6 protein-coding genes are annotated in these 12,569 nt (G+C 65.4%); 1 reads left to right on the top strand and 5 read right to left on the bottom strand.

Annotation, left to right across the window (positions count from 1 at the left end):
* Positions 1-4 precede the first annotated feature (4 nt).
* Positions 5-8,299 (bottom strand): non-ribosomal peptide synthetase, encoded by an 8,295-nt coding sequence (locus PF66_RS16665; protein ID WP_152973040.1) that lies wholly within the window; start codon positions 8,297-8,299, stop codon positions 5-7.
* Positions 8,300-8,747: 448 nt separating this feature from the next.
* On the opposite strand from PF66_RS16665, the gene PF66_RS16660 reads away from it, so the two are divergent.
* Positions 8,748-9,623, top strand: coding sequence for an NAD(P)-dependent oxidoreductase (locus PF66_RS16660; protein WP_054063299.1), 876 nt, complete (start codon positions 8,748-8,750; stop codon positions 9,621-9,623).
* Between the two features lie 554 nt (positions 9,624-10,177).
* On the opposite strand, the gene PF66_RS16650 is transcribed toward PF66_RS16660, so the two are convergent.
* The 4 genes from PF66_RS16650 to PF66_RS16635 all read right to left on the bottom strand — a co-directional run bounded on the left by PF66_RS16650 (position 10,178) and on the right by PF66_RS16635 (position 12,522).
* A complete protein-coding gene (locus PF66_RS16650) occupies positions 10,178-10,696 on the bottom strand; it encodes a cytochrome P460 family protein (RefSeq protein ID WP_054063297.1) in 519 nt (172 codons plus the stop codon).
* A gap of 205 nt (positions 10,697-10,901) precedes the next feature.
* The gene (locus PF66_RS16645) at positions 10,902-11,330 is read right to left on the bottom strand and encodes a copper chaperone PCu(A)C (protein ID WP_081006022.1); all 429 of its coding nucleotides are present in this window, start codon (positions 11,328-11,330) and stop codon (positions 10,902-10,904) included.
* A 72-nt stretch (positions 11,331-11,402) separates the two neighbouring features.
* Positions 11,403-12,008 (bottom strand): SCO family protein, encoded by a 606-nt coding sequence (locus PF66_RS16640; RefSeq protein WP_054059497.1) that lies wholly within the window; start codon positions 12,006-12,008, stop codon positions 11,403-11,405.
* 106 nt (positions 12,009-12,114) lie between these two features.
* Positions 12,115-12,522: a DUF2946 domain-containing protein gene (locus PF66_RS16635; protein WP_081006023.1), complete on the bottom strand. Its 408-nt coding sequence runs from the start codon at positions 12,520-12,522 to the stop codon at positions 12,115-12,117.
* Between the last annotated feature and the right edge of the window lie 47 nt (positions 12,523-12,569).

Raw genomic sequence — 12,569 nt, 5'->3', positions numbered from 1 at the left:
GGTCTCAAGGGGAAGCGCGGGTTTCCTGCGCCTGGGTAAAGAGGTAATCGAGCAGCGCCTCGATGGTCGGATGATCGAACATCACCCGCATCGGCAACTCGATGCCCAGCAGATCGTCGATACGGGCGACGATGCGGGTCGCCAGCAACGAGTGACCACCCAGTTGGAAGAAGTTGTCGGTGAGACCGACCCGCTCGCAGCGCAGCACCTCGCACCAGATCTCGGCCAGAGCCCGTTCGATCGGGGTGCTCGGCGCCACATGGGTCTGCAGCGCATAGGCGGTTTCGTCGGGCCGCGGCAGCGCCTGGCGGTCGAGCTTGCCGTTGGTGGTCAGCGGCAGGCAGTCGAGGCGTACGTAGGCGGCGGGCACCATGTGCTCCGGCAACGCTGCCGCCAACTGCGTGCGCAGCTCATGGACAGCCGGTGCGGCCCCCTCGGCCACCGTGTAGTAGGCCACCAGCCGCGGTTCGCCCGGTTGCTCATCGCGGGCGATCACCGCCGCCTCGCGCACGCCCGGACAGCCGCCCAGGCAGGCTTCGATTTCAGCCAGTTCGATACGGTAGCCGCGGATCTTCACCTGGAAGTCGTTACGCCCCAGGTACTCCAGGCTGCCATCGGCGCGGTAGCGCGCCAGGTCGCCGGTGCGGTACAGGCGATCGCCAGCGACGAAGGGGCTGTCGATGAAGCGTTCGGCGGTCAGTTGCGCGCGGTTCAGGTAGCCGCGGGCAACGCCGGCACCGCCGATGTGGATCTCGCCTTCGACACCGATCGGCACCGGTTGCCCCGCCGCATCGAGCAGATAGCAACGCAGGTCCGCCAGCGGCCGGCCAATGGCACTGGCGCCGGAACGCTCGGCATCTTCGGCGCGCAGTGCCAGGTAGGTGGCATGCACGGTGATCTCGGTGATGCCGTACATGTTCACCAGTTGCGTGTCGCTGTTGCGCGGGTCGGCGAACCACGGCTTGAGCAGAGTGGTTTCCAGCGCCTCGCCACCGAACACCACGCAACGCAGGCTGTGGGTCGCCTCGCTGCGGCCCTGGGCTTGCAGCAGGCCACGGAAGGCGCTGGGCGTCTGGTTCAGCACGGTCACCTGCTGCTCGCAGAGCAGCCGGTAGAAGTCTGCCGGAGCGCGACAGGTCGACGCCGGGACGATCACCAGGCGCCCGCCGTGCAACAGTGCGCCCCAGATTTCCCAGACCGAGAAGTCGAAGGCGAAGGAATGGAACAGGGTCCACACATCGCCGGCATTGAATGCGAACTGCGCCGCGGTGCTGGCGAACAGCCTGGCCACCTGACGGTGCTCGATCATCACGCCCTTGGGTTGGCCGGTGGAGCCGGAGGTATAGATGACATAGGCCAGGTTGGCCGGGGTCAGGCCCAGGCGCGCCGGGTCGAGGTTGTCCGCCGGGCCGTCGGCCCAGGTTTCACGATCCAGTTCCAGGCATTCGGGAGCATTCGCCAGAGCGTGAAGCGGCTCGGCCAACAGCGTGCGCGTGGCCTGATGAACGAGCACCAGCGCCACCCCACTGTCCTGCAGCAGATAGGCCAGGCGCTCGGCGGGATACGCCGGATCCAGCGGCACATAGGCGCCGCCGGCCTTGAGGATGGCGAGCAGGCCCACCAGCATCTCCAGGGAGCGCTCGACACACAGCCCGACCCGCACTTCCGGGCCCACCCCGCGCTGGCGCAGGTGATGGGCCAGGCGGTTGGCCCGGGTATTCAGCTCGCCATAGCTGAGGCTCGTGCCCTCGAAGCTCACCGCCATTGCCGCAGGCTGGCGGGCGACCTGCCGCTCGAACGCTGGGTGCAGGCAGTCGCTGACGCCGGTGTGCGGCGCGGGTGGATTCCAAGTCTGCAACAACTGCCGGCGTTCCTCCGGCGGCAGGATATCCAGCCGGTCGGCACGGCTTTGCGGTGCCTCTTCAAGGGCCCGGACCAGGCTTTCCAGCGCCTGTCGCATCATCGCGCAGGTGCGTTGCGCGTCCAGTGCCGCGCAGACCTGGGCGCCGATGCGGAAACCTTCGCCGCTGTCGTCCACGGCCAGCACCAGCGGGTAGTTGGTGCGTTCTTCGCCGCCCAGCACCTCGATACCCTTCCAGGCGCCGGAAGTCGAGTCACCGCCCTCGGTGGTCCGTTCGCTATGGCGATAGTTGAGCAGGCTGGTGAACAGCGGCGTTGGCGAGGCGATGGCACTGCACCGCTGGGCCAGGGCCAGCGAGGCGTGTTCGTGCTCGAACAGTTGAGTCAGCAGCCCATGGGTGCGGCGCACGCAGGCGGCCACGCCCTCGGCGGCCAGGTCGATGCGGATCGGCAAGGTGTTGATGAACGGCCCGAGGATGCGCTCGGCGCCCTCGCCGCCGTACAGGCGACCGAACAATACGGTGCCGAAGATCACGTCGTGGCGACTGGAAGTGTGCGCCACCACCTGGCCCCAGGCGACATGGAACAGGCTGGCCGGGCTCACTCCCAGGGCCTGAGCCGACTGCCGCAGGCGCTGGCCCAGGCCATTGTCAAGCATCAACCGGGCCTCGTTGACCCCGCTGCCATCGCCCTGGATATCGAGCAGGCCGAACGGTGCCGACGGTTGGCTGATGCCGGCCAGCATACCGCGGAAGAACTGTTCCTGGGCCTGCTGGTCGCCGCCCTTGATCCGCTGGGCGATGAAGTTGCGGTACGGCAGCGCCGGCAACAGGCTGGCCGCCTTGCCGTCAAGCACTGCCTCGACCTCGGCATTGAGCTGTTTCAGCGAAGTGTTGTCGTCAATGATGTGATGGAACAGGCGCAGGCCGAGCCAGCGGTCGTTGGCCTCGTCCCGGGCGATGACCAGGCGCATCAGCGGCGCACGGTCCAGCGGCAGGCGGAATTGCCGGGGATCGAAGCGCTGGCGCAATTGCGTGGCGATATCACCCTCGGCCGGATCCAGCTGCAGCTCCTCGACCAGGCCGTCGACCTGACGCCAGACCACCTGCACCGGCTCTTCCAGGTCATCCCAGAACACCGAGGTACGCAGGATGTCGTGGCGCTCGATCACGCTTTGCAGCGCCCGTACATAACGTTCCAGGGTCGGCCGGTCGCTGAAGCTCATCAGGCACCAGAGCAGGTAGGGATCGCCGTTGCGCGCCATCAGGTGGTGGAACAGCATGCCTTCCTGCAACGGCGACAACGGGTAGATATCCTGGACGTTGTCCGCACCGCCCTGCACCGTGGCCAGGATGGCGTCGATCTGTGCTTGCGTCAGGCTGACCAGCGGCAGGCAGTCAGGGGTGATCGGCTGGCCACGAACGATGGCATTGGCCGGAATGGGGGCGGCCAGTTCCGCCACTTCGACCCCGGCGGCCAGTTCGCGCAGCACCGGGACACTGAACATCAGTCGGGCATCGAGTTCGATGCCCTGTCGTCGCAGGCGCTCGAGGACCCGCAGGGCCGACAGCGAATGCCCGCCCAGGGCGAAGAAGTTGTCATCGCGGCCGATCCGCTCGCGACCGAGCACATGGGCCCAGGCTTCGGCCAGGGCGATTTCCACCGGACCTTGCGGAGCGCTGAAGGGGCGCGTGCCGAAGGCACTGTCGTCAGGCGCCGGCAGTGCCTTGCGGTCGAGCTTGCCGTTGGCGGTCAGCGGCAGGGCTTGCAGGCTGACATAGGCGGCCGGGACCATGTGCTCCGGCAGTGCCGCCGCCAGTTGCCCGCGCAGTTCCTGGACCGTCGGCACGGCACCGTCGACGACCGTGTAGTACGCCACCAGTCGTGGTTCGCCCGGCGGGTCCTCGCGGGCGATCACCAACGCATCGCGCACCCCGGCGCAGCGTGCCAGGCAGGCTTCGACTTCGCCCAGTTCGATCCGGAACCCGCGGATCTTCACCTGGAAATCGTTACGGCCCAGGAATTCCAGGCTGCCATCGGCACGGTAGCGCGCCAGGTCGCCGGTGCGGTACAGGCGCTCACCCGGAACGAACGGGTTGTCGATAAAACGCTCGGCCGTCAGTTGCGCGCGGTTCAGGTAACCGCGGGCAACCCCGGCTCCGCCGATGTGGATCTCGCCCTCGGCACCGATCGGCAGCAACTGTCCGGCGCTGCCGAGCAGGTAGCAGCGCAGGTCCGCCAGGGGCCGGCCGATGGGGCTGCCGGTCTGCTCGGCGTCTTCGGCCCGCAGCGCCAGGTAGGTGGCATGCACGGTGATTTCGGTAATGCCGTACATGTTGACCAGTTGCGTGTCGCTGTTGCGCGGATCGGCGAACCAGGGCTTGAGCGTGGTCATCTCCAGTGCTTCGCCGCCGAAGATCACCTGGCGCAAGCTGTGGGCCGCAGTGCTGCGCGCCTGGGCACCGAGCAGGCTGCGGAAAGCGCTCGGGGTCTGGTTGAGGACCGTCACGCCCTGCTCGCAGAGCAACTGGTAGAAATCCGCCGGGGTGCGGCTGGTCAGGGTCGGCACGATCACCAGGCGTGCGCCATGCAGCAGCGCGCCCCAGATCTCCCAGACCGAGAAATCGAAGGCGAAGGAATGGAACAGCGTCCAGACATCGTCGGCGTTGAACTCGAACTGTCGGGCGGTGCTGCTGAACAGCCGCGCCACCTGGGCGTGTTCGATCATCACGCCCTTGGGCGTGCCGGTGGAACCGGAGGTGTAGATCACGTAGGCCAGGTGGTTCGGGGTCAGGCCCTGTTCCTGCGGATCGAGATTGTCGGCGGGCCGTTCGGCCCAGCGCGTGGCATCGACTTCCAGGTCCAGCAGGCGTGGCTTGCTGGCCAGGCCCTTGCAGGCGGCGGTCAGGCTCGGCCTGGCGGCGGCGTGGGTCAGCACCACTGCCGGGCTGCTGTCGGCGAGCAACAGGTTCAGGCGCTCGCTCGGATACACCGGATCGAGCGGCACGTAGGCACCGCCGGCCTTGAGGATCGCCAGCAAGCCGACCAGCATGTCCAGAGAACGCTCGACACACAGCCCCACCAGCACATCCGGGCCGACGCCAAGGGTTCGCAAGTAGCGCGCCAGGCGGTTGGCCCGGGCGTTCAGTTCGCCATAGCCGAGGGTCTGGCCTTCGAGGCTGACCGCCGGTGCCCAGGGATCGAGCGCCACCCGCTCCTCGAACAGCTGGTGCAGGCAACGTGGCGGCGGCTCGGCAGGCGTGACCGGGTTCCATTCGGTCAGCAGCCGGTGACGTTCTTCGGCACCGATCACCGAGTCGCTGTCGAGGCGGCGTTCCGGTGCCTCCAGGCACTGCCCCAGCAACGCCAGGTAGTTGTCGCGCAAGCGGGTCATGGTTTCTTCCTTGAACAGATCAGCCGAGTAGTTCCAGAGCAGCGACAGAGTGTCGAGGTTGTCGGCCCGGGTGCCCCGGGGAATCACCACCACCTCGATGTCGAATTTCGCCGTCTGGTTGCTGTAGGCCTCGAACAGCGAGAGGTCGAAGCCCGGTCCCTTGAGTTGCGGGGTCTGCGAGTTGTGGAAACTGAAGGCCACCTGGAACAGCGGGTTGCGCGACAGCGAGCGGCTGGGCTGGAACTCGCGCACCAGGCGTTCGAAAGGCAGGCTTTCGTGGTCGTAGACATCGAGCATGCGCTCGGCAGTACGCCCCAGCAGCTCGCGGAAGGTCGGCGCACCGCCGAGATCGGCACGGATCACCACGCTGTTGACGAACATCCCCAGGCAACGCTCGTAGGCCACCGACTTGCGGTTGGCCACGGCCGAGCCGACCAGGAAGTCCTCGATACCGCAGCGCCGTCCCAGCCACAGCTGGAACACGGTGAACAGCGTGGTGAAGACCGTCACCCCTTCGGCATCACTGAACTGACGCAGCCTGGCAGCCAGTTCGGCCGGCAGTTCGAAGCGCAACTGCCGGCCCCGCCCGCTGCGTTGCGCCGGCCTGGGATAATCGGTGGGCAGCGGCAGGGTGAACGGCGCGTCCTGCAGTTGCTGCCTCCAGAAGCACATCTGCCGTTCGTATTCGGCCTCGGCCGCCTCACTCTGTTGCCAGCGGGCGTATTCGCCGTATTGCGCCCCGGGTAACGGCAGCGGGTCGCTGCGATCACCGTGATGGTACTGGTAGAGATGCAGCAGTTCTTCGAGGAACAGGTTGGCGCTCCAGCCGTCGTGCACGAAATGGTGCTCGATATGCACCAGGGCATAGGCCTCGGCCCCCCGTCGGACCAGCAGCCAGCGCACCAGTGGCAGGCATGCGACGTCGATGGCGCGGTGCACCTCCTGCTCGACCCGTTCGATGAACGCCTGTTCATCCTCCGCCGGGATATCGATGCAGGCCAGCGCGGCCCGGGCCTGGTCATGTACACGCTGATACGGCACGCCTTCGCCGTCGTCATGGAAGGTGGTGCGCAAGATCTCGTGACGGCTGACGATCTCGTCGAGGCAACGTTGCAGCAACGGTTCGTCGAGCCGGCCATGGATGCTGATCACGCTCTGGGCGTGATAGGCCCGGGCGTCGGACACCTTGTTCAGCCACCAGACGCCGCTCTGCTGGTAGGACAGCGGGGCGATAGGCGACGCTTCGGTGACAACGGCCGGGCCAGCGGCCAGGGGTTCGCTCAGTTGCCGTGCCACCTGGCGCAACGTGCCCTCGAGAAACAGGCTCTTGAGCGGCAGGTGCCGACCGCCCTGTTCGCGTACCCTGACAGTGATCTGCAAGGCACTCAGGGAGTCGCCGCCCAGGGCCAGGAAATTGTCCTCGCGCCCTACCCGATCAACCTTCAACACTTGCGCCCAGATATCCGCCAGCCACTGTTCCAGCCCGTCTGCCGGCGCGACATATTCGCGACTGATCAGCGCAGTGGCATCCGGCACCGGCAAGGCCTGGCGATCGAGCTTGCCGTTGGCATTCAGCGGCCAGTGCGTCAGGCGTACACAGGCCGCCGGCAGCATGTGTTCGGGCAGGCTCTGCCGGGCGTGCTCACGCAACCGCTGCGGGCTGATGTCGTCCGCCGCCCGGTAGTAGGCCACCAGCCGGCGTTCCCCCGGTGTGTCTTCGCGGACGATCACCAGGGACTCTTCGACACCCGGCAAGCTGTCCAGGCAGGCCTCGATTTCGCCAGGCTCGATACGGAAACCGCGCACCTTGACCTGGAAATCGCTGCGGCCGAGGAACAGCAATTGGCCGTCGGCGTCGAAACGCGCCAGGTCGCCGGTGCGGTACAGGCGTTCGCCGGGGGCGAAAGGGCTGTCGACAAAACGTTCGGCGGTCAATTGCGGACGATTCAGGTAGCCCCGGGCGACGCCGATACCGCCGATGAACAGCTCACCCACCTCGCCCGGGCGCACCGGCGTGCCCGCCTCGTCCAGCAGGATGGCGCTGGCCTGGCCGATCGGTTCGCCGATCGGCACGGGCGATTGCGGGTCGTGGTGTTCGTCGCAACGATAGACCGTGGCCCAGATGGTGGTTTCGGTCGGGCCATAGGCGTTGAACAGCCGCCGCCCCTTGGCCCAGGTGGCCGCCAGGGCCGGGTTCGGCGCCTCGCCCGCGAGCACCAGGGTTACCAGCTCGGGCAATGCGGCGGGGTCGCCGAGCCCGGCCAGCACCAGCGGTGGCAGGGTCGCATGGCTGATGTGCCGCTCGCGCAGCACCTGCGCCAGGTTGTCGCCGAGCAACAATGTGCCCGGCTCGACGATCTCCAGGCAGGCGCCATGGCTCAGGGCCATGACCCATTCGAACACCGAGGCATCGAAACTGAAGGAAGCGAATTGCAGCACCCGGTCGCCGGGCCCGACGGCGAACAGCGGGCCCTGGACCCGGGCCAGGTTGACCAGTCCGCGATGTTCGAGCAGCACACCCTTGGGCAGGCCGGTGGAACCCGAGGTGTAGATGACGTAGGCCAGGTGACGATCGTTCAGGCCAAGGGCCTGGGCCGGCAGGTTGTCCGCCGGACAGTCGGCCCAGGCGGCCTCGTCGGCCAGGTCGAGCACCACGGGCTGTTCGGCCAGGCCGGCCAGCGCCGGGTTCAGGCCGACGAGCGCCGGGGCATGGGTCAGCACCAGCCGCGGCGTGCAGTCGGCCAGCATGTGTGCGAGGCGTTGTGCGGGGTATGTGGGGTCCAGCGGGACATAGGCGCCGCCGGCCTTGAGCACGGCCAGCACGGCGACCAGCATCTGCGGCGAACGCTGCAGGCACAGGGCGACCCGTGTATCGGGCCCGACACCGGCTGAACGCAGGTGGTGTGCCAGGCGATTGGCCCGGGTGTTGAGTTGCTGGTAACTCAGCACCTGCCCCCTGAAACCCAGCGCCGGGGCCGAGGGATCACGCAGGACCCGGGATTCGAACAATTGCTGTATAAGCGCGGCGTTCGGTTCTCTGACCAATTCAAGCCTCTCATTCCCTGGAGGATTCACGATCAGTGACGAGGCCTGCGCAGGGATGACAGCGCTAGGGTCGACCCGATCGGCTGCGACTGCCTGGACTGTGCTGTCCGTAGCAATCTTCTTACACTGGAGGGGATTCTGTCCCACAGCGCGGATGGATAATAACCACGAATTTTGTTGGGTGGAAATACAAACTTGCGTCGTTCATGAAGGGATTTCGCGCTTTTTCTCTCCTGACCGCCTGGCTCATGCAGGGCGCGGAACCGCGTGCGACCCAGGCCATTACGGCGTTTGCACTGTATGGCAATGTATCGAAGTCGGCAGCCGATACCTTTCGAGGCATGCTGGAGGATTCTTGACATACTCAAGACGCTTGCCGCTGTGCTCAATAGCGTGTCGGGCGGCGGATGCCGTCCATGCCATCCCCTTTCGTCAGGAGTGTGTCTTCATGAAAATCGGTTTCGTCGGCCTGGGCAGCATGGGCCAGGCCATCGCCAGCAACCTGCTGAAATCCGGCCATGAACTGTGGGTGTGGAACCGTTCGCCCGCACCGGTGCGGGCACTGGTGGAACTCGGCGCCCAGGCGGCCATGCAGCCGCGCCAGGCCTTCGAAGTGGACGTGGTGTTCAGCATGCTGGCCCATGACCAGGCGATGCGTTCGGTGCTGCTCGACTCCGGTTTGCTCGATGAACTCAGGGCGCCACTGATTCACGTGAACCTGGCGACCATTGCGGTGGACTTTGCCGAGGAACTGGCCGGGTTGCACCAGGCCCGGGGGCTGACCTATATCGCCGCGCCGGTGATGGGCCGGCCGAATGTGGCGATTGCCGGGGACCTGAATATCCTGGCTGCGGGGCCGGCGGCGGCGCTGGATCAGGTGCAGCCGCTGTTCGACCTGATCGGGCGCAAGACCTGGCGCCTGGGTGAGCGTGTGGCCAGTGCCAATGCGATGAAGCTGGCGACCAACTTTCTGCTGGTGTCCGCAGTCGAGGCCATGGCCGAGGCGGCCAGCCTGGTCAAGGGGCATGGCCTGGAGTCGGCGGCGCTGATCGATCTGATTTCGACCACGATCTTTCCGGGGCCGGTCTACTCCGGGTATGGGGCGCTGATCGGCCGCAGTGAATATGGGAATGCGGCGTTCAAGGCGGTGTTGGGGCTCAAGGATGTCAATCTGATTCTGGAGGCGGCGCGCAGTGTTTCGGTGCCGATGCCAAGTGCGGAGTTGATTCGGGACAACCTGGGCGATGCGGTCGAACATGGCGAGGGGGATATGGATCTGGCGGTGCTGGCTCGGGTCATGGAGCGGCGGGTTGGTCAAGGTTAGCGGTTGCTCGCTGGGGCCTTGGCGTCAAGGCTTTCCTCGTGGGCATATCCATTTGCGCGTTTAGCTGATGTGTCGGTTTCGCCCTTCACGGGCGAGTCACTTTTGCCAAGCGGCAAAAGTAACCAAAAACGCTTGCCCCTCCATTGGCCCCTCGCTACGCGAGGGGTTCCTTCGCTCCGGCCCTGTTTCGAGAGCACGCCGTGACGGGCCATCCATGGCCCAACACGGCTCGCCCGGCATCCCTGCCGGGCGACTCTCGAAACAGGACCTCCACTCAGCCGGCTGGGAACGGGGCCGGTGGATCAAAAGCAAGATCAAAAGCCAAGGCAAAAGCCAAAGCGAGATCAACAGCAAAAGCTTCGCGGCGGTACGACGTTCCGACAAGCCCTGTTCCTACAGTCTCTCGGTGTACCAGGATATTGTGAATGCCGCAGCTCTGTAAGAGCCAGGCTTGCCCGCGAATGGGCCAGCGGGGAACAGCGCCAAAACCGGATCAGCCAGAAGCGCAAGCGGCTGGCTGATCCGGTTTTGGGATTCGCGCGAACGAGCTGCCTTCAACGCGCCAATCGTGTAAACACGTAGTCGCGATCCTTGACCAAGGCCTGGTGACAGGCGAAGCAGGTTTCATGCTGGCTCACATCGGCCGGCTTGCCGTTGATGAAGCGGCCAAAACCCCAACCGCCCGTGGCGGCATATTTCTTCGAATCCTTGACCATGAATTGCACGGTGGTCGAGTCCGCCGGGACCAGGGCACTGGCCGCCTCGGGCGACTGCATGTGTTTCCAGGCCAGTTTGGCGAGGATGGTGCCGTCGGGGAACGGGCGGGTGTCGTTGCTGCGATAGGCCTTGAGCGCAGTCGGGTTGCCGAGGATCGCCCGCAGTTCGTTCAGCGGCGGTCCTTGCAGTGAAGGTGCCACCAGTTCCCATTGGCGATAGCCATCGGGGATGGTCACGCCATAGATCGGCGAAGAATTTTCCGCATTGGCCGCACTGTTCGATGTCGGTGCCGCCAGGGCGATACCCACCGACAGGGCCACGCCTGTCGCAGCCAATCCGCTATAAAGCCATTTCATGTCAGCATTTCCTGTGTGCCTGGGAGGCTTCACAGTCAATCGCAGCCATGTATCGCGCAGGTGTCCGCAAACCCTCGAAAAGCCGGCCAATGTATCAATGGCGACCCCGGATACACTGTGATACACCAGACAGCGGCCGCCAATGCAAACGCCCCGACAGGTTCGACCTGCCGGGGCGTTTTCTGCCGAAACCGCAAAAGGTTTGTCAGTGAGTCATATTGCCATGATCGTGCATCGGCATTTCGGTCAGGGCCCGGGCCGTGGCCTTGACCTCGATCGACTCCTTCACGCCCTTGGCGTTCTCGACCACCAGGGTCAGCGGCACACTGTCACCCTCCTTCACCTGACCGACCAGGTTCATCAGCATGATGTGGTAACCCTCGGGTGCGATGTCGACGGCTTTGCCGGCTGGCAACTCGACGGAAGCGACCGGCTGCATGCTCATGATGTCGTTCTGCATCTTCGACTCGTGGATCTGCACCAGTCTGGCGACGGGCGATTTCGCCTCCAGCAGCTTGCCCCCTTCAGCCGAAGTGATGCGCATGAAGGCACCGGTGGAGGGTTGTCCCGGCACGGTGGCACGGACCCAGGCGTCTTGCACCAGGGTGTGTGCCGAAGCGTGCAGGCTGATCATTCCAAAAATTGAAAAAACTATATATTTCAATGACTTCATTTGATTATCTCGAATTTTTCTAGCTAGCGCCTGTCAGCAGACCGACATGACGGTGAGCAGATCTTCCGCGCATTGCTGGGCGGTCAGCGACGGCGACAGGCCCAGACGCAGACGACCGCGGCTGTCGTAGACAAAACTGGTCGCGGTGTGGGACAGCGTATAGCTGTCGCCAGCCGGGATCTTTTCGTAGAACACCTTGAATTCCTTGGCGGTCTGCGCGGTTTCTTCCAGGGTGCCGTACAGGGCGACGAAGCTCGGGTCGAACGCCTTGACGTAGGCGTCGAGCACCTGCGGCGTGTCGCGCTCCGGGTCGAGGGTGATGAATACCACCTGCAGCTTGTCGCCGTCCGGGCCCATCAGTTTCTTGGCGCGGGCCGCGCGAGCCAGCGCCGTCGGGCAAACCGCCGGGCACTGGGTGAAGCCGAAGAAGATCATCGGCATCAGGCCGCTGAAACTGCCGAGCAGGGTGACGTTGCCCTGGGTGTCCTTGAGCTTGAACTTGCGCCCGAGGATCTCGTCGCTCAGGTCCTTGCCGTACTTGTAGGTCAGCTTGCCGGAGCTGTCGCAGCCGGCCAGCAATCCAAGCCCGAGAACCCCGAGGCCGGCAACGACCTGGCGGCGAGTCAATAACTCATTCATGTAAACGGCCCTCTAGGTAGCCTTTGTGCAACGCAAGGGGTGGTGGCCTGCTGCTCTGGCGCCACTGCGCACAGTCACGCTGCCGACCACGATTGACAAGGATGGATCAGGCACGGGCCCGGGGTGGCGCACGCGAGCGGGAGCCGGGAAAGACCGGCGCGACGGCCCGCTGCGGGCTGAACGCAATACCGGGGTAGCCGGGCGGCGGGACTGGGCCCAGGAACAGCGCGCCATGGGAATCGGCCAATGCCGGATGCTGGAACAGCAGCGAGCAATAGCCGCATTTTTCCCAGAGCGCGAGGTGATGCGGGGAAGGTGCGGGACTGCGCTCCGGCAACAGGCCGGAACCTGCTGGAGGGCCACCACAGAGATCCTCCAGGGTCACCTGCGGCGCACGGGCCTGGCTGGACACCTGCCCGATCAACGGGCCGGCGAACACCAGCAGCATGGCGAACAGGCTCAGCCAGGCTCCAGTGCGGCGCCTGAATGTTCCCGGGGGAAGAAAGGAGGTCATGGGCAGGCAATTTACCACTGTCGCCCTGCCGACGTCGGCCGGTGCGA

Origin of the sequence: Pseudomonas asplenii (assembly GCF_001293465.1) — a bacterium.
Taxonomy (GTDB): Bacteria; Pseudomonadota; Gammaproteobacteria; order Pseudomonadales; family Pseudomonadaceae; genus Aquipseudomonas; species Aquipseudomonas fuscovaginae_B.
The sequence above is the reverse complement of the archived record's forward strand: the minus strand, read 5'-3'. Positions and strand labels throughout refer to the sequence as shown.